The sequence below is a fragment of the Desulfofundulus salinus genome (assembly GCF_003627965.1).
Taxonomy (GTDB): domain Bacteria; phylum Bacillota; class Desulfotomaculia; order Desulfotomaculales; family Desulfovirgulaceae; genus Desulfofundulus; species Desulfofundulus salinus.
This window is the reverse complement of the sequence record NZ_RBWE01000001.1, coordinates 367,698-385,925: the sequence shown is the minus strand read 5'-3', so window position 1 is coordinate 385,925 and position 18,228 is coordinate 367,698. Positions and strand designations below refer to the sequence as shown.

At 52.9% G+C, this 18,228-nt stretch carries 14 protein-coding genes and 1 tRNA gene; 3 read left to right on the top strand and 12 right to left on the bottom strand.

The window, feature by feature from the left end:
• Positions 1-263 precede the first annotated feature (263 nt).
• From D7024_RS01950 to D7024_RS01935, 4 genes are read right to left on the bottom strand one after another with little or no spacing between them, the layout of a single operon-like run.
• The gene (locus tag D7024_RS01950; protein WP_243113660.1) at positions 264-1,514 is read right to left on the bottom strand and encodes a nickel pincer cofactor-dependent isomerase, group 22; all 1,251 of its coding nucleotides are present in this window, start codon (positions 1,512-1,514) and stop codon (positions 264-266) included.
• Positions 1,515-1,529: 15 nt separating this feature from the next.
• Positions 1,530-2,504: a bile acid:sodium symporter family protein gene (locus D7024_RS01945; protein WP_121450309.1), complete on the bottom strand. Its 975-nt coding sequence runs from the start codon at positions 2,502-2,504 to the stop codon at positions 1,530-1,532.
• Entirely contained in the window at positions 2,498-3,721 is a 1,224-nt protein-coding gene (locus tag D7024_RS01940; RefSeq protein WP_121450308.1) for a (Fe-S)-binding protein, read from the bottom strand. The genes D7024_RS01945 and D7024_RS01940 overlap by 7 nt, the downstream gene beginning before the upstream one ends.
• Positions 3,718-5,109, bottom strand: coding sequence for an FAD-binding oxidoreductase (locus D7024_RS01935; RefSeq protein WP_121450307.1), 1,392 nt, complete (start codon positions 5,107-5,109; stop codon positions 3,718-3,720). Before D7024_RS01935 ends, D7024_RS01940 begins: the two co-directional genes overlap by 4 nt.
• A gap of 337 nt (positions 5,110-5,446) precedes the next feature.
• Here D7024_RS01935 and D7024_RS01930 point away from each other — a divergent pair, with 337 nt between their 5' ends.
• Positions 5,447-6,487: a TAXI family TRAP transporter solute-binding subunit gene (locus D7024_RS01930; protein ID WP_207666876.1), complete on the top strand. Its 1,041-nt coding sequence runs from the start codon at positions 5,447-5,449 to the stop codon at positions 6,485-6,487.
• Between the two features lie 429 nt (positions 6,488-6,916).
• On the top strand, positions 6,917-8,869 hold the full coding sequence (locus D7024_RS01925; protein ID WP_121450306.1) for a TRAP transporter permease: 1,953 nt from the start codon (positions 6,917-6,919) through the stop codon (positions 8,867-8,869).
• Positions 8,870-8,887: 18 nt separating this feature from the next.
• Here the strand turns inward: D7024_RS01925 and D7024_RS01920 are convergent, their stop codons facing one another.
• On the bottom strand, positions 8,888-9,619 hold the full coding sequence (locus tag D7024_RS01920; RefSeq protein WP_121450305.1) for a FadR/GntR family transcriptional regulator: 732 nt from the start codon (positions 9,617-9,619) through the stop codon (positions 8,888-8,890).
• 390 nt (positions 9,620-10,009) lie between these two features.
• Between D7024_RS01920 and D7024_RS01915 the strand changes: the two genes are divergently transcribed.
• Positions 10,010-10,405, top strand: coding sequence for a nucleoside triphosphate pyrophosphohydrolase family protein (locus D7024_RS01915; protein ID WP_121452415.1), 396 nt, complete (start codon positions 10,010-10,012; stop codon positions 10,403-10,405).
• Positions 10,406-10,428: 23 nt separating this feature from the next.
• Here the strand turns inward: D7024_RS01915 and disA are convergent, their stop codons facing one another.
• The 7 genes from disA to D7024_RS01880 all read right to left on the bottom strand — a co-directional run bounded on the left by disA (position 10,429) and on the right by D7024_RS01880 (position 18,003).
• On the bottom strand, positions 10,429-11,517 hold the full coding sequence (gene disA / locus D7024_RS01910; protein WP_121450304.1) for a DNA integrity scanning diadenylate cyclase DisA: 1,089 nt from the start codon (positions 11,515-11,517) through the stop codon (positions 10,429-10,431).
• Positions 11,514-12,875 (bottom strand): DNA repair protein RadA, encoded by a 1,362-nt coding sequence (radA, locus tag D7024_RS01905; RefSeq protein ID WP_121450303.1) that lies wholly within the window; start codon positions 12,873-12,875, stop codon positions 11,514-11,516. The genes disA and radA overlap by 4 nt, the downstream gene beginning before the upstream one ends.
• 195 nt (positions 12,876-13,070) lie before the next feature.
• Complete coding sequence (locus D7024_RS01900) at positions 13,071-15,521, bottom strand: ATP-dependent Clp protease ATP-binding subunit (protein ID WP_121450302.1); 2,451 nt, start codon at positions 15,519-15,521, stop codon at positions 13,071-13,073.
• A gap of 28 nt (positions 15,522-15,549) precedes the next feature.
• Positions 15,550-16,623, bottom strand: a complete 1,074-nt coding sequence (locus D7024_RS01895) for a protein arginine kinase (RefSeq protein ID WP_121450301.1) — start codon at positions 16,621-16,623, stop codon at positions 15,550-15,552.
• Positions 16,624-16,627: 4 nt separating this feature from the next.
• The gene (locus tag D7024_RS01890) at positions 16,628-17,149 is read right to left on the bottom strand and encodes a UvrB/UvrC motif-containing protein (RefSeq protein ID WP_013824183.1); all 522 of its coding nucleotides are present in this window, start codon (positions 17,147-17,149) and stop codon (positions 16,628-16,630) included.
• A gap of 56 nt (positions 17,150-17,205) precedes the next feature.
• Positions 17,206-17,679 carry a CtsR family transcriptional regulator gene (locus D7024_RS01885; protein WP_435374053.1) on the bottom strand — a complete coding sequence of 158 codons (474 nt, stop codon included), beginning with the start codon at positions 17,677-17,679 and terminating at the stop codon, positions 17,206-17,208.
• Between the two features lie 249 nt (positions 17,680-17,928).
• Positions 17,929-18,003, bottom strand: a tRNA-Asn gene (locus D7024_RS01880).
• Positions 18,004-18,228: the final 225 nt, after the last annotated feature.

Below are 18,228 nucleotides of genomic sequence, written 5' to 3'. Positions count from 1 at the left end.
GTCTTTGTTGCATGTTCCCCGGAGCCGCCCCGTCGGCATTTTTAACTTAACCACGTGAGGGGTGGCTGTCAAGACCGTCGCCTCCCATTAACTTAAAAGTGACATTTTCTCAGTCCGGATGAATGATCAATATGGGTGACATTTTCTCAGTCCGGATAAAGCATTTTTCAGGTGACATTTTCACTGTCCGTTGACAGGGTACCGGGGCCAAAATGTGATCCGTCTGTGGATATTGTCAGGGTAAAAGGCCACAAGCAGTTCCCTCATAAATCAAGGACAAGAGATCCATCCTGAAAAGCTAAGGGACGTACCGGTTCGACAAGTTCCACCTGTCCTCCTTGAATAAGCTCTTCGGCCAAATTTTCGGTAACCCACAGGTATTCCAGCTCAAGGGTATTTTTTATTATTGCCCCTTTTAAACCGGTAAGATCTCCTGTTGCCAGGCTCTTGATGGCTGCTTCAATAGCTTTTTGATCATCGGGCATAATTATGGGAAGCATAGCCCTTTGAACGTTCCCGCTGGTCAAACAATTAAGGTAGGTTACCTCCCGGTTTATTTTTTTCACCAAATGTTCGGTTGTTATATCCGCAAGTCCAATTCCGGTCGCGTTACCGTGGGACTCTTCCGTTAAATCAAGAACCACAATCCTGGCAACAAGAGGTTTTGCTGGTTCAGGCACCCCTGCTATTCTCATCCTCCCAATTACGTTGACATCCATACCCGTGCCGCTTATGTTTTTCCCCATTTCCTTGACCACCAGAAAATCGAGTTTTTCCACTGGCAGGCGAGGCATTAACCGGTAGGCCTCTTTTAAAAGGCGCATTTCCGTCTGGATGAGATCTTCTGGCAACGTTGCTTGAATTAGGGCAGTTTCGTCGTAGCCGTTTTCAACAATCCCCACGCCGGCAACAACCTTTTTCGAATGCAAGAAAATTTCCCCAATTTCCAGGAGCGCAGAAGCAATCTTATCCGGACCCACCCGGTGAATAAAAGATGCCCCTTCTTTTTTCCCTAACCCAACAGCCATCATTTTTACAATACCACTTTCCACTGGCCCGTGAAAAGTAGTATGGGGTTTGATGCGGTTGCAAACTATAATACCATCGGCCTGCCAGGCATTAATGTCACAAAAAACCTTAACTCCTCGGGATGTCCTTCCAATTTCCACTACCTCTGCCGTAGTCAGTACTGGACATCCCACGTTTTTTTCAGTAATACCCAAGCTGGCTAAAATTCTCCTCTGGCCTTCTGCGCTTCCCCCACCATGGCTTCCCATGGCACCCACAATAAAGGGATCCGCGCCGGCTGCTTTTACCGCTTCTACTAAAGTCCTCAAAATGACCACAATATTTCTTATACCCCTGCTTCCCGCCGTTATAGCAATTCTCTGTCCCGGCTTTATCTTTAACCCTAACTTAATTTTTTCCAGCTCGTTTATTATTTTTGAGGGAATATCGCTGACAACCGGGCGGGGAAGCTCCTGCTTTATCTTGGCAAAACGAGGCAGATTCATCTCCTCAAACCCCTTTCATTGAGATTTATCGGGTAATAATCTCCTTTGATCAAACCTGTTAAACAACGAAGATACCAGCGCTGCCAGGGGTTGCTGGTAGAGCATAGCCAGAGTTACCGGTATGGCTACGGCAGCGGGGAAGTAGGTGGTTGCCAAGATCAACCCGAAACTGAAGTTGCGCATACCTACGCAATACACCACGGCGGCTACGGTTTCAAAACGGCGCTCTTTTAAAATGTAAGTAGTTGCGCAGCCAATAATGAAGCTACAAATTATTAATATTAAAAGAACTATTAATAACTTAACTAAAGAGGCGTTCCAGGTGATTTCCGGTGCCATGATATTGGCATTAATGAAAACTACCAGGAATATGGCAACTTTAGAGGTAAATCCTGCCACGGGTTGAGCAAACTTAACCAACTTGCCGCGGTATAGATCGTTAAGAGCCATTCCCAGTATACTTGGGATGGTAACCATAAGCAAAACCCCTACCAACATTTGGGTGTAATTGATATGTATTGCTTCTTCAGTTACAAGGGAGATAACAGCAGGTAGTAAAAAGGGGCCAATCAAAGTATCCAACATAACGGCTACCACGGCAAGCGCCACATCCCCGTTTACCAACGACGTCCAGATAATGGAGGTTACTCCGATAGGAATGGAAAAGCCAATTAGAAGCCCCATGCGGGTGAAAATGTCATTCGGATAAAACAACAATCCTATACCCCAGGCAATCAGGGGTATTACACAGTGAATCAATAGCAGAATCCCGAAAGTAATCCACGGCTTCACCAACACATGAAAGAAATCTCTAAAGCTGATCTCTATGGAGGCGATAAAGGTTATATAAGAAAATAAAACTACTGCAACCATATTCCAAACCCGCGGCAGGGGCAAGGACAGCAAAAAACCAGAAAGCAGGGCAGATAACACTACAAAAAACATGTGTCTTCCTAGCCAGTCGTTCCAGCAGGCAATGTACTTTAACAAGCCGCCTCTCCTTCCATCCCCAAGCCGTAAGCCCGGCTCAGCAGTTCCACCGTGTGCACCACGGGCATGGAAATATCCGCTTTCTTTAGGCCACATTCAATTTGCAAGCGGCAGGAAGGGCAGCCGGTTGCCACTGCCTGGGCTCCAGTGGCTCTAATATTTTCAACTTTCCGCTGCAGTATTTTCATGGAAAGGTCATAGTGAGTAAAGCCAAAGGAACCCGCCGAACCACAGCAGCGATCACTTTCAGCCATCTCAACAAGAGTAAGGCCGGGAATGCCGGCCAGAATTTTTCTCGGTTCGGCCCAAGTTCCCTGCCCCCTCTTTAAGTGGCAGGGATCGTGATAGGTGACGACCAGGGGCACTTTTTTATCCGGGTGCCGGAAACCAATTGTATGCACAAGAAAGAAAGAAACATCCTGAACTATGCCGCTAAATTTGCGCGCCATATCATTACCCAGCAACTGGCCATAACCTTTTAGCATTTCCCCGCAACTGGCACAATCGGTAATGATGTAGTCAACCCCGGCCTTCGTTAAGCTTTCCACGTTGCGCTCAGCCAGCGCACGGGCGGTTTGCAAATCGCCTGCTGCTAGAGCAGGCATACCGCAGCACCATTGCTCAGGAAGAACCACCTGCACGTTGTTTTCCTCCAATACGTGCAATACGGCCCGGCCGGTTTGGTGGTACACGTATTGGGTCATGCAACCGGTAAAATAGGCCACCACTAGAGATGGTTTTTTTAGCTTCTTGGGATGCCACAACCGTCGAAAAGGAACCGTGCGAAAATGAGGCAAAAGGTTATCCTTAGGAGTTAAGCGTATGCCTGTTGCCTGGTAAGCTGCCAGTATCTTGGCCATGAGGTCTAGCCGGTAATTATAACGTAAAATATTGTGCAAAAGTACCTTTTTGATAAAAGCCAGGCCTTGCCTTTTTACTGCTTCCTGCCTGGCCCAAAGCACAAGCTTATCTACCCGTACACCGTTTGGACAATGGGCAACACATGCCTTACACAAGAGGCAGCTTTCCATAATTTCCTTATAACGATGGGAAAAGTCAACTTGGTGTTCAAGAGCAGCACTGGCAAGCTGCACCCTCGCCCTGGCCACCCACGGTTCGCTATTCATTTCAATAAAAACGGGACATACTTCACGACACGACCCGCACTTGCTGCAGCGGTTTACCTGGTCCTTGACGGCTTTTGCTTCATTACTCAATTTCTTGCCCCCCCAAAAATTTTACCGGGGTTTAAAATACCCCGCGGATCCAGAGCTTCCTTAATCCGGCGCATTAATGCCACACCTGACTGGCCGTATTCCATCTCTAGAAACGGAGCTTTGAGAAGTCCAATGCCGTGTTCTCCGGAAAGAGTCCCTCCCAGGGAAAGGGCTGCTTGAAATATTTCGGCAATAGCTCTTTCAGCACGTTCCATTTCTTCCGGGTTACTTTTATCCACCAAAATATTGGGGTGCAAGTTACCGTCACCGGCATGGCCAAAAATAACTATGTCCAAATTGTACCTCCGGGCAATTTCCTTGATGGCCTTAATTAAAGCCGGAACATTTTTACGGGGAACAGTAGCGTCTTCCGAGATCTTGGTAGGTTTAACCTGTACCACCGCCGGGGATACGGACTTTCTTGCCCTCCACAGCTCTGTTTCTTCCTCTTTTGTTTCCGCCACCCTTACCCTTGCAGCCCCATATTGCTGGCACAGGGCGGCAATGGTTTTTACTTGTTCCGGAAGGGAAAGAGCTGGCCCATCTACTTCTATAAGAAGAATAGCCTCCACATCAAGCGGCAAGCCAACTCGCAGGTAATTTTCCACACAACGTATGGTCACGTCGTCCATGATTTCTAAGGCCGCAGGGATAACACCCGCAGAGAGTATGGCCGTTATGGTTTCGGCAGCTTCCTCAATAGTTTTAAAGTCCGCCCTTATAGTACGCCTGGCTTCGGGCTTTGGGATTAGGCGAAGCACAGCCCGGGTAACAATACCCAGTGTACCTTCGGAACCTACAAAGAGCCTGCACAAGTCATACCCGCTGACATTTTTTATGGTTTCACCCCCGCAATTAATCACTTCACCACCAGCCAAAACCACTTCCAATCCCAGGACATAGTCCCGGGTAACGCCATACTTTAACCCCCGCGGTCCACCCGCGCATTCAGCGATGTTACCGCCAATGGTAGAAACATTGGCACTGGAAGGATCGGGCGGGTAAAAGAGTCCCATTTCTTCTACCGTTTTGTGCAGGTGCGCGGTAACCACACCAGGCTCCACCACTGCCAACATGTTCGCCGGGTCCACTTTTAGAATCCTGTTCATCGAGGTCAAATCAATCACGACACTTCCCTCTACCGGCACCGCACCGCCACTCAAACCAGTCCCGGCCCCCCGGGGCACCACGGGAATGTTCTCCTGAGAAGCCAACTTCATTACCGAAGCCACTTCTTGGGTAGAGGAAGGGCGCACAACTACCGAAGGAACGCCTGTTCTAAAGGTGCCGTCGTAGGAATAACACAAGCAATCTTCCAGAGAAGAATAGACCTTTTCTTGACCCAGCAATTTAATTAGTTGCTTGATAATTTTTTCATTTTTTTTCATGACTTGTCACCTCAAGATTGCCTTTATTATAGCCGAAAGCATCTTTGTGCTAAACGCCACTGAAGTTGTCTGACAAGTTAAGTTTATCTTAACCCATTTCCTTCCCATTGGCAATACTTAGATTAATCTGACAAAACACTTAGATTCGTCTGAAAATAATGCTTAGATTCATAAATCTCTTACCTTACCCACTTTTCATTCCTCAGGTTATATGCTATAATTTGTCATACAAGCATGAAATTTCTCTATGAAAGGTGGTGTTCGGGAAACCTAAAATTTTTATTTTCTTAGAAGTTTAACTAAACAAGCACGAAAAGAATGAAAAGGGGGAACACATGTGAGGAGAAGGCTTAACTGGAAAAAGGTGGGATGTTTGGCACTTATCTCTCTGTTTTTGACCCTGGCTCTAACCGGCTGCGGTGGAGGGGGAAATGGAAATACTTCGGCTCCCAAGCAGCAGTTTTTAACTGTGGCTACGGCATCTCCAGGCGGAACATACTATCCCATCGGTGTAGGACTGGCCAATCTATGGTCTGAAAAGTTAAAAGATAAGGACATTCGTGTCAGCGCCCAGTCTTCAGCCGGGTCGGTGGAGAATGTTGATCTCCTCCAAAAAGGCGAAGCCCAGTTAGGGATTTTCCAGGGGTTAATTGGTGTACAAGCTTATGAGGGTCGCGGGCGTTTTGAAGGCAGCCCCTATAAGGGCCTGCGCTCCATTGTCATGCTCTGGCCCAATGTGGAGCATTTCGTACTGGTAAACAGCGCCGTAAAAACGGGCAGCGTTACCGATATTAAAGGCACCAAGTTTTCCATTGGGCCCCGGGCCAGCGGTACAGAGGAATCGACCCTGGTGATAATGAAAGCCCTGGGCCTGAACCCTAACGATATCTCTGCAGAGCACCTTGGTTATAGCGATACGGCCTCGGCAATTAAAGACGGCCGTATTCAGGGTGGATCCATGCCGGCCGGCATCCCGGTATCTGCCATCACGGACCTTTATGCCAGTCGGGCTAATGTCACGATATTGGAGTTTACCGACGAACAACTGCAGGCCGTGAATAACCTCTATAACACCTGGTTCCGGTTCACCATCCCACCAAACACCTACCCGGGAGTGGACAAAGAAATAAAGACCATCGCTCAACCAAACTGGTTGGGAGTTGCCGATACTGTGGACGAGGAAACGGTTTACCTGTTAACAAAGACCATATTTGAAAATCTGGACGCCGTGCACGGTATCCATGACTCAGCTAAGAACATTTCACTGGACAACGCCTTAAAAGGGCTTCCCGTACCGCTGCATCCTGGCGCATACCGCTACTTTAAAGAAAAGGGACTGGATATTCCAGAAAAGCTTATCCCTCCTGGAGTCAAGTAGCCGATAAAGTTGCTGCCTAAAGTAAAGAGGCAAAAAGGAATCTCTTGCCTCCCCACCTTAATCTTTACCTTAGCCCCGTGAAGCTCGATGACCCTTGGTACGCAGGAGTCCGGTGTCAAGGGTCTTACTCTCAGGTTCTTCGCTGTTTTAAGTGGGTAGAACCGGAATATTCCTGCAGCCGCCCTTGACATGGAGCCTCGCACCCGTGTTTCCAGGGACCAGGAAGGCAGCTCAGCTTTGCTTGATGCCCCTTGCCTGACAAGGCTGACACGGGCATTCTCCATGTCAAGGGTCTCCACTTCGCTCCGATGAACGGCTGCAATAAAATTGTAGTGAACAAATGTTTACACCCGAAATAGCGAAGAGGCTATTCTTACTTAAGTAGTCACCTGATAATTGCTAAAACAAGTTATACAAGGAGGATTTTGCGTGGCTTCTCCAAACACGAAAGAGATAAGCCTTGCCAGGGACAGAGAAGCAGGTGGCAGCACCCGAAAATTGAGTGGCTGGCAGAAAACCATAGTTGCTGTAATAGCCATTCTATTTTCCCTTTTTGAAATTATTGCCAACAGCCTTATAAACATGGAGGAAATTTATCGCAATGCAATTAGTCTGGCCTTTATGGTTACACTGGCCATTTTGCTGTATCCAGCTACTCGTAAGTCATCCCAACACCGGCTCTCTCACTGGGATGCCCTTTTGGCCATGGTAGGTGCTGCCAGTGTACTATATATTGTCCTTTTCTACACAGATCTCCATGTAATGAGAAAATCCCAGGCCATTATGACAGATTATATCTTTGCAGCCTTAACAATAGTTATTCTGCTAGAAGTTTCTCGCCGGGTGGTGGGCTGGTTTATTCCTGCCCTCTGTGTGCTGTTTCTGATCTATGCCCTTTATGCCCGCTATTTCCCCGGCATGTTCGCCATGGCTGGATTTTCCCTCGAGCGACTGCTTTTTAGAATGTACATGACCACAGACGGCATTTTTGGCATGACCCTTTCCATTGCTTCCACTTACATTTTCATCTTTATCTTATTCGGCGCTTTCCTGCGGGCTACCGGAGCTGCCTCGTTCTTCAATGACCTGGCCATGGCTCTTGCCGGAAGATGGCAAGGCGGCCCTGCACAAGTAGCAGTTATTTCCAGCGCCATGATGGGTTCCCTCAACGGAAGTGCCGTATCCAACGTGGCCACCACCGGCACCTTCACCATCCCCCTTATGAAACGCGTGGGGTATGAACCTCACTTTGCTGGCGCCGTGGAGGCAGTGAGCTCCACCGGAGGCATGATCATGCCTCCCATCATGGGGGCTGCCGCCTTTATCATGGCCGGCTTCCTGGGCATCCCTTATAGCACCGTGATACTGGCCGCCATCGTTCCAGCTCTCCTGTATTATGCATCCGTTATCATTTCAGTCTACCTTGAAGCACGCCGTTTGAACCTGAAAGGCCTGGATCCATCAACCCTGCCGCGGACTAGCAAGATTCTCCGGGAAAGGGGCGTACTACTGATCCCCATTCTAGTGATATTTGTAACCCTGCTCACCGGGAAAACCCCTCTCTACGCAGGTTTCTTAGGGATCCTGACCACCATCGCTGCCAGCTTCTTTGTCCCGGGTTGCCGGCTAACATTAACCAAATTCCTAACAGCGCTGGAAGAAGGTGCCACTGGCATACTTCAGGTGGGCATCGCCTGCGCCAGTGTAGGGATCATTGTTGGCGTTGTGAACATGACGGGTGTAGGGTCTGTTTTCGCTTATAACATCATTAACCTCTCCCAAGGCAGCATACTTCTAGCCCTGATTTTGGTCTTGCTGACATCTATCCTCTTAAGTATGGGGTTGCCATCCACGGCCCTTTACATTGTGGTAGCAGTAACAGCTGCACCTGCGCTAGTGAAAGCCGGCGTCCTCCCCCTGGCAGCACATTTCTTCGTTTTCTGGTTCGGAGCAATTTCCAACATCACGCCGCCGGTTGCACTGGCTTCCTACACCGCAGCCGGCATCGCTGAAAGCGATCCCATGCGCACAGGTTGGGCAGCCTTTCGCCTGGCCATTCCGGGCTTTCTCATTCCGTTCCTGGCTGCTTATAATCCCATCTTGCTAATGCAAACACCTCCAGGGGAATCGTTTTCTGTCCCTGCTATGCTCCTGGCAGTTGTTACTGGACTTGTTGGGGTATCTGGTCTTTCGGTAGCCACTATCAATTTTCTAAAGGGTTATCTCTCGTTGCCAGAACGCCTGCTATTTTTTGTTGGTTCCACTTTGCTCATCATCCCTGGTCTGGTCACGGACAGTATTGGTATGGGCATCCTGGCCATCGCCCTCGCCCTTCACTTTGCTCGCGCCTCAAAAGAACCCCATAAAGCCGCAGTCCCCTAAAAATTGAGCCCGGGCAGGTCAGTCCTGTATCCGGGCTCCTTTATTTTTTTCCAACGACTCAAGCAACTTTTTTACCTTTTCCTTGACCTTCTCCAGGTGCACGCTCGCCTGGACCCGGGCGAGGTTAGTTTGCATCTCCTTGATGGCCTCGAAAATGGCCGCGTGTTCCTTGAAGACCTGCTCTCGCTTCCGCCGAAACCCCACATTCTTGGCCAGGGTAACCGAGAGGCACTTGCGATACAAGTCCGATATGTCGTCCACAATGCGGATGAGAACGGGGTTATGGGCTGCCACCACCACTGCGCGATGGAAGGCAAAATCTTCTTCATCACCAATGGCCCCTTCATCTTCAGTAACCAGTTTGAACTTTAACAAAGCCTCCTCCATAGCAGCTAAATCCTCCTCATCCCGGCGCTCGGAGGCCAAAGCTGCAGCTTCCGTCTCCAGGATTTGTCGCACTTCCAGCAGGTGAAGTGCCTGTTTATAATCCATGGCCTCCAAAATCACGGATTCCAGGAGGGAAGGCCCGCTCATGGCACGCACGTAACTCCCTCCCCCCTGCCGGGACGCGATGATCCCAGCAGCTTCAAGCACGCTCAAGGCTTCCCGTATTGGTGAACGGCTCACGCCAAACATCTTAGCCAACTCTGCCTCCGATGGTAGCCGGTCACCCGGCTTAAACCGGCCCTGTCGAATCATGGCCCGTAACTCTTCTACAATTAATTCCCAAGCTTTGCGCCTGCCGATCAATTTTATTTAGCACCTCTCTTTTTGTCATATAATTGGTAGGTAAAAATTTGCCCTTATGAAACCTTTCGCTATGGCTATTGGCTTTGGGCGGCGGCCTCGACAGCCACCCCCGCATGTGGTCACAAAGAGTACAGGTGGCCAGACCAGGATAGCGGGCCTTCCGGAGACCGTGGGTTACCACTTCCGCCTGCTTTCTTTCTATCTTGCAGCGTTCGGATACTCTCTTGCGAATTCCCCGGTTTTTTGAAAGGCCCGACCTTCCTGGAGGTAGTGTTCGTACCTGTTTACCGTAACGGTCAGACTACCCTTTTTGCTGGTTTGACAGGACAAGTCCCCGGTGGGTATAATTATCAAAAAGGGCCATTTTTACAAAGGAGTGGTACCGTTTTGATCAAAAACGTGGTCTATGATGACTTTCAGCGCACGGTTTCGGAAGTGCTGGTCTGCAGCCGCAGTGTACTGGACGTCCTGGCCAAAACCCAGGAAGCAAACGCCCGCCTGAACCGGGCAGTGATTAAAACGGTTACCAGTTGTGGATGTCTGAGAATAAACGCCCACAAAAAAGAAATCCCCCCGGAAGCCACGCTGGCCGACCTGCGCCATCTGCTGGAATCACACCTGGTGGGGGAAATGTGCGAGGAATGCCGGGAAGCGGTAGAAAACGCCATCGGGCGCTGCCTGTTCTACCTGGCGGCCCTTTGCCACTTACTTGATTTAAATCTGGACGATATTGTGACCAGGGAACAAAAACAGCTGCGCATTCTGGGTATATACAATCTGGCCTAAAAAAGGCGTTTGGCAACGCCTTTTTAGCTATGGCGCTCCTGGACGAGCTGCTCCCGGTAACGGGCCAACCCTTCCTTAATGGAGCGGGCCCGCGCCTCCCCGATGCCTTCCACCGCATCGAGTTCTTCAATGCTGGCATTAAGAATGTTTTTCAAAGAGCCAAACTCTTTGACCATGTTCTCAATTACCGGAAGGGGCAGGCGGGGGATTTTATCCAGAATGCGGTACCCTCTGGGCGAAACACTCTGGTCGAGGATGCTGGCGCTCCCGGGATAGCCAAGGGCGCGGGCAATGAGGGAAAGGTCTAAAAGATCCTCTGCCGGCCAGCTGTTGATCATGCCCAGAATAGCACCCGGCGGCTTATCCGCGGCTGTAGCATAATCGCGAATGATCAGAAGACCCTCATGTTCCACGCCGGTCACCAGTTCTTCCAGCTGCATGGTGATCAGCCTGCCTTCTACGCCCAGTTCACTGATATATTTTTCAATTTCCTTGACTACCCGCAATACCATCTCCACCCGCTGAATGGCCCGGCTCACATCAAAGAGAGTCACCGCCTCTTCAAACTCCAGGATGCTTAACTCCGTCACCACCCGGTCCAGCACCGACCGGTATTTTTCCAGGGTCTGAATGGCCTGGTTTGCCTTGGCCAGGATTACCCCCACATCCCGCAATACATACTTCAAATTCCCCTTGTAGATGGTAATCACTCCACGGCGCTCGGAAATGGAAATGACCAGGGCACCGGTTTGTTTGGCCACCCGCTCGGCCGTACGGTGCCTGATTCCGGTCTCGGTGGAGGGAATGCTCAGGTTGGGAATGAGCTGGGTGTTCGCCGCCAGAATCCGCTTTAAATCCGAACTTAAAATGATGGCCCCGTCCATCTTGGCCAGCTCATAAAGGTTGGCCGGCGTAAATTCCGCATTGACGGCAAACCCTCCTTCGGCAATCTCCATCACTTCCGGCGAGTCGCCAATAACAATCAGCGCCCCCGTTTTCGCCCGCAGGATATTCTCCAGGCCTTCCCGCAAGGGGGTGCCGGGAGCCACGGTACGCAGCAGCTGTAACAGCCTGTCTTCCACGCGTTCCTCCTTCAAGGTTTCACCCCTCATTGTTCCAGGGCTATTTCAAGGGCTTCGGACAGCGTTTGAGCCCCCCAAACGGTCATGGAACCCACCCGGGACAGGTCCACCTGGCCCAAATTCGCCCGGGGCAGCAGGCAGTGGGTAAACCCCAGCTGCGCCGCCTCCTGAACCCGCTTCTCTATCCCGATGACGGGGCGGAGTTCCCCGGTCAGACCTATTTCCCCCACCACCGCCAGGCGGCAGTTCACGGGAAAATCCCGTAAACTGGAAGCCAGGGCCACCGCTATGCCCAGGTCTACCGCCGGCTCCACCAGGCGTACCCCGCCCACCGCGTTGACATAGGCGTCATAACTGCCCAGGTGCAGGCCAACCCGCTTTTCCAGCACGGCCATGATCAAGATCACCCGGTTGTAGTCCACTCCTGCCGTCATGCGCCGGGGATTGCCAAAGCCGGTGGGCGACACCAGGGCCTGTATCTCCACCAAAAGCGGCCTTGTTCCTTCCAGGGTGGGGACCACCACTGCCCCGGCCACCGGCCCGGCGGGATGCTGGATCATAAACAAGGAAGAAGGATTGGCAACCTCCACCAGACCGTCATCTTTCATTTCAAAAACGCCAATCTCGTTGGTGGAACCAAATCTATTTTTCACACCCCGCAAAATGCGGAAGGATTGGTGTCTTTCCCCCTCAAAGTAAAGCACCGCATCCACCATATGCTCCAGAACCCGGGGGCCAGCCAGAAGCCCTTCCTTGGTTACGTGCCCGACAAGAAAAATGGCTACTCCCGTTTCCTTGGCCAGGCGCATTAACTGGGTGGCGCACTCCCGCACCTGTCCCACACTGCCCGGAGCCGAACCAAAATCGACCTTATGCATGGTCTGGATGGAATCCACAATTACCAGGGCGGGATTCAAGGATCTGATGCTGTTTTCTATCGCATCTATATCTGTTTCCGCCAGAAGATACAACCGGCTGGACTCTACACCCAGGCGGAAGGCCCTCAAGCGCACCTGCTGGACCGACTCTTCGCCGGTAACATAAAGCACCACCCGGCCAGCGCCGGCTACACTGGTGGCTACCTGCAAAAGGAGAGTGGATTTGCCAATTCCCGGATCTCCCCCCAACAAAATTAGGGAGGCAGGCACCACACCGCCACCCAAAACCCGGTCCAGTTCCCCGATACCGGTGGAAAAGCGTTCTTCCTTATCCAGCGAAATCTGGGTAATGGGAAGCGGAGCAGGAGCAGCTGCCCTGGCGCGCTGCTTTGTCCCGGCAACTGTCTCCTCCACCAGGGTATTCCAGGCCCCGCATTCAGGACAGCGACCCAGCCAGCGGGGGGTGCAGTGTCCGCATTCCTGGCAGCAAAAGCGGGTTTTACCGGCCATGGCCACTCTTCCTTGCCATCAAACCAGGATTTCTTCCTTCAAATGTAATTTCGTCACTACTGCTTATGTTTTTACAGGATAACATTTCTAGTATAACATTTCTTACTTTATTTCCACAAGTTAAAAACGATGCCAAAACAGGATTTTATGTCCGTGGTAAAAGGAGGTGCGGAAAGCCCGCACCTCCTGCTATCTTTATTGAATATTGTCGGCTTTGCGCACCACAATCTGGCCGTCTTCGCCGTCCACCACCACCCGGTCGCCCCTGTGGAAGGTGCCCTTCAGGAGTTCCTCGGAGAGACGGTCTTCCACCAGGCGCTGGATGGCCCGGCGCAAGGGCCTGGCACCATAGGTTTCATCGAAACCTTCCCTGGCCAGGATTTCTTTGGCCGCTTCGGTAAACTCCACTTCCACATCGTGTTCCTTCATCCGCCCGGCCACTTCCTTGAGCATCAGGCCCACAATTTCCTTAATGTGCTCGGCGGTCAGAGAGTGGAACACGATGATTTCGTCGATACGGTTTAAGAATTCCGGCCGGAAGGTGCGTTTTAACTCTTCGGTCACCCGCTCCTTCATGCGCTCGTAGCTGGCTTCCTTTTCCTGTTCGGTACGGAAGCCCAGGGTTCCTTCCTTGCGCAGGGTGTGCACCCCTACGTTGGAGGTCATGATGATCACCGTATTGCGGAAGTCCACCGTCCGGCCCTTGGCATCGGTCAAACGTCCGTCTTCCAGGACCTGCAGCAGGATGTTGAACACGTCCGGGTGGGCCTTTTCAATCTCGTCCAGCAGTACCACGGTGTAGGGCTTGCGCCGCACCGCCTCGGTCAGCTGGCCCCCCTCTTCATAACCGACATAGCCCGGAGGCGCACCCACCAAACGGGAGACGGCAAACCGCTCCATATATTCGCTCATGTCCAGGCGCACCAGGGCATCCTCGTCGCCAAAAAGGGCTTCCGCCAGCGCCCGGGCCAGCTCGGTTTTGCCCACGCCGGTGGGGCCGAGAAAGATGAAGGAACCGATGGGCCGCTTGGGATCCTTCAGCCCGGCCCGCGCCCGGCGCACCGAACGGGCTACGGCCCGCACCGCCTCGTCCTGGCCCACCACCCGCTGGTGCAGGATTTCCTCCAGGCGCAGCAGGCGCTCGGTTTCCTCTTCGGCCAGCTTTTTCACCGGGATGCCCGTCCAGCTGCTGACAATCTGGGCGATGTCTTCCTCCGTAACAACCAGTTCCTCCTTGCCCCTGGCCGCCTGCCAGTCCTGCCGCCTGGCTTCCAGCTCTTTTTTCAACTGCTGCTCCTGATCCCGCAGCTGGGCGGCTTTTTCAAACTCCTGGTTGTTGACGGCAGCTTCCTTTTCCTTTTGGATTTCCTCAATCCGTTTCTCCAGGTCCTTGAGGTTGGGCGGGGCGGTAAAAGCCCGCAGGCGTACGCGGGAACTGGCCTCATCCACCAGGTCGATGGCCTTGTCCGGCAGGAACCGGTCGGTGATGTAGCGGTCCGACAGCCTGGCCGCCGCTTCCAGGGCTTCATCGGTTATGCGCACCCGGTGATGAGCTTCATATTTATCCCGCAGCCCCTTTAAGATGGCTATGGTTTCTTCCACCGTCGGTTCTTCCACCATGATGGGCTGGAAACGCCGCTCCAGGGCGGGGTCCCGCTCAATATGCTTGCGGTACTCGTCCAGGGTGGTGGCCCCGATGCACTGGAGCTCGCCCCGGGCCAGGGCCGGTTTCAGGATGTTCGCCGCATCAATGGCCCCTTCCGCCGCCCCGGCGCCAATCAACGTGTGCAGCTCATCGATGAAAACGATGATATTGCCGGCCTTGATAATTTCGTCAATGACCTTCTTAATGCGTTCCTCAAACTCGCCCCGGTACTTGGTACCGGCCACCATGGAGGCCAGGTCCAGGGTAACCACCCGCTTGTTGAGCAGCACCTCCGGCACGTTCCCCTGCACAATCCTTTGAGCCAGTCCTTCAGCGATGGCGGTTTTTCCCACCCCCGGCTCACCGATAAGCACCGGGTTGTTCTTGGTGCGCCGGCTCAAGATCTGGATGACCCGCTCAATCTCCTTCTCCCGGCCCACCACGGGATCCAGCTTGTCATCCCGGGCCAGGGCCGTGAGATCCCGGCCGAACTGGTCCAGGGTGGGGGTGCTGGAGGCCTGGGGTCTGGCCGTACCCGGCTGTCCCGGAACGGGCCCCCCTGCCGCGCCGCCGAGCATCTGCATAATCACACTGCGTACCTTGTTAAGATCCGCCCCCAGGGAAGCCAGGGCCCGGGCAGCCACACCCTCACCTTCCCGGATCAACCCCAGGAGAAGGTGCTCCGTCCCCACGTAGTTGTGGCCCATGCGCCGGGCCTCATCCACAGCCAGTTCCAGCACCCGCTTGGCCCGCGGGGTTAAAGGAATCTCCTGCGGCATGGGGCCGGATACCTTTTCCACCATCTGCTCCACCGTGGCCCGCACCTTATCGGCGTCAATGCCCAGGCTGGCCAGGGTTTTGGCGGCCACGCCCTCCCCTTCCCGGATCAGCCCGAGCAGCAGGTGTTCCGTCCCTACATAGGGGTAATTAAGCCTTCTGGCTTCTTCTTGAGCAAGAAACAGCACTTTTTGTGCCCTTTGCGTAAAACGACCGAATAACATCGTAACACACACCTCCTGTTTTATTTTTTTAAGATTGTTGAGCTGCCGATAGCTTTTTGCGGATTAACTGGGCGCGGTAGATATCCCGCTCCACCGGGCTTAAATCCTTACCGGTGACCTTCACCAGGTAGGCCGGCCTGGTAAGCACCATCAATTCGATGATCAGTGGCGCCGGAATGTTTTTGATAATACCCATATCGATGCCCAGGCGCAGGTCGGAAAACAGGCTCATGGCTTCGTCCGAGGTCATCACCCGGGCATGCTTCAACAGGCCGTAAGCCCGCCCTACCCGGTCCTCCAGCTGCTCCCGGCGCTCCCGGTAGAGGGCCTCCCGGGCCGCCCTTTCCTGCCCCAGAAGCTGGCGGGTCACCGAAATGAGGTTGGCAATAATATCCTCCTCCGCCTGTCCCAGGGTAACCTGGTTGGACACCTGGAACAGGTTGCCCTTGGCCTCGGTGCCCTCACCGTAAAGGCCGCGCACGGTCAGCCCCAGTTTGGTAATGGTACCCAGTACCCCCTTGATCTGATTGACCATCACCAGGCCGGGCAGGTGCAGCATCACCGAGGCGCGCAGGCCCGTGCCCACGTTGGTGGGGCAGGCCGTCAGATAGCCCAGCTTCTCGTCAAAGGCATAATCCAGAGTAGCTTCCAGACCGTCGTCAAGGCGGCTGACCAGTTCCCAGGCCCTGTTCAGCTGCAGGCCGGGTAAAAGGCACTGGAGACGCAGGTGGTCCTCTTCATTGACCATCACGCTGAGCACCTCGTCGTCCCGCAGCACCACCGCCTTGCGCTCAAAATCCTCCAGCAAATCGGGGCTGATCAGGTGTTTTTCTACTAGTATCTGCCTTTCTACAGGGGTCAATTCGTTCATGCGTGTTAATTCCATTTTCCCCATTTTTTCCCGGAAGACCCTGTTTTCTATTGCCGTCTGCACAGCATGGATTACATCTTCGGCCTTTTCCCGGGACAAAAGATGGGGGAAGGGCAAATGGGCCAGGTTCCGGGCCACCCGCACCCGGCTGCTGATCACGATATCCGACTCGGGACCCGTTCCATCCATCCAGTGACTGTGGGGATTGTTTACGGTTTCTTTGATGGACATCACCTTATCCCTCCTGCAGCTCCTTCTCCAGTTCCCGGATGGCATCCCGCAATTCGGCCGCCCGCTCGAACTCTTCCCGGCTGATGGCTTCCCGCAATTGGGCCTTCAACCGCTCAAGGCGGTTAATAACCCGTACTTTGCCGCCGGTACGCTCAGGCACCTTGCCCGTATGGCAGGTATTGCCGTGAATCCGCCGGAACACGGGCTCGAGCCGGGGACCAAAATAGCGGTAGCACTCCCCGCATCCCAGCAATCCCTGGCGGGCAAACTGGGCCTCCGTCAGCCCGCAGGCCTCACAGCGGGCCCCAGCCGGGGCTACCGTGGGGCCGGTGGTGGGGAAGCCAAACTCGTTGTGCAACAGCCCGGCCAGGAAATTATGCAGGTTTATCTGAGGGAAAAAGCCCATGGCCTGGGCCTGCAACTCCCGGGCACACTGCTCGCACAGGCGCATGGTCCGCTTTTCATTGTTGATGATTTCCGTCAGGTGGACCGTAGCCGGTCTCTGGTGGCAACGTTCGCATTCCATTTTCTTTATCCCTCCTGTTGGCTGGCATCGGCAGAAGTATTCCCCGATTGCCTGTTTTATTCACCCTTTTTACCCAACAAACTCAGGATCATGGCGCGTAAGATCAAGGCCCGCAATTGATCCCGGGCCGGTAAACCCACGCGCAGCACTTCCCGGTCAACGGCCGCCCGCATCATCCGGTACTCGCGGTCGGTGATCAGTTTTTCCTCCCAAAGCCGCTCGATGATGCCCTGGGCGCGCCGCTGGGATATCTCCTTACCTACAAGGCTTAACAGCTCGCTGATGGATTCCAGCTTTTCATCCCGGGGCAACCGCACGATGCGCACGTATCCCCCGCCTCCCCGCCGGCTTTCCACCAGAAAACCGTGTTCAATGGTAAAACGGGTGGCCAGGACATAATTAATCTGGGAGGGGACACAATTAAACTGTTCGGCCAGTTCATTGCGCCGGATCTCGATCATCCCGCGGGCGCTGGCGGCCAGCAGTTCCTTTAAATAGCGTTCAATAAGGTCTGAGATGTTCGACAACAACCACCACCCTCCCTGACCTTGACCTTGACTGACTTTCATCTTTATTATAGACACAATCGCATAAAAAAATACAAGCGCCGGAAGAACCATTTTTTGCAAGTTATTGTCATTCATGACCAGCCAGCATTATACAGGTTCCCCGGGCGCTTTATTTTTCGTTTTTTTATGCTTTTTTGGGTTTTATGGAATAAAACGATACGAAAATAAAACGACATACCCGTGATAAACCGGGTATGTCTTCCTTTCAACTGGCTCCCCGAGTAGGATTCGAACCTACAACCCTCCGGTTAACAGCCGGATGCTCTACCGTTGAGCTATCGGGGAATAACCTCAACGCCAAGGATTATTATACTATAACCCCCTTGACCCGTCAAGCCCTTTTTCGCCGCCGTGTGATCCGTCTGTGATATTGTCAGGGTAAAATCCGTCAGTGAAAATGTCAGTATGAAGGAGATGGTTACCCTGTCGCAGACGGAACTGAAGCGGATGCTGGTTTTGCAGCGGGTTCTGGAAGGTCAGATTTCAACCTTTGAAGCTGCCCTGGTATTA

What these genes read in the sequence shown, in the direction of transcription:
- D7024_RS01900 (WP_121450302.1), bottom strand. Translation starts at nt 15,521, where the DNA reads ATGTTATTCGGTCGTTTTACGCAAAGGGCACAAAAAGTGCTGTTTCTT.
- radA (WP_121450303.1), bottom strand. Translation starts at nt 12,875, where the DNA reads ATGGCCGGTAAAACCCGCTTTTGCTGCCAGGAATGCGGACACTGCACC.
- D7024_RS01890 (WP_013824183.1), bottom strand. Translation starts at nt 17,149, where the DNA reads ATGGAATGCGAACGTTGCCACCAGAGACCGGCTACGGTCCACCTGACG.
- D7024_RS01895 (WP_121450301.1), bottom strand. Translation starts at nt 16,623, where the DNA reads ATGTCCATCAAAGAAACCGTAAACAATCCCCACAGTCACTGGATGGAT.
- disA (WP_121450304.1), bottom strand. Translation starts at nt 11,517, where the DNA reads ATGAGGGGTGAAACCTTGAAGGAGGAACGCGTGGAAGACAGGCTGTTA.
- D7024_RS01935 (WP_121450307.1), bottom strand. Translation starts at nt 5,109, where the DNA reads ATGAAAAAAAATGAAAAAATTATCAAGCAACTAATTAAATTGCTGGGT.
- D7024_RS01950 (WP_243113660.1), bottom strand. Translation starts at nt 1,514, where the DNA reads ATGAATCTGCCTCGTTTTGCCAAGATAAAGCAGGAGCTTCCCCGCCCG.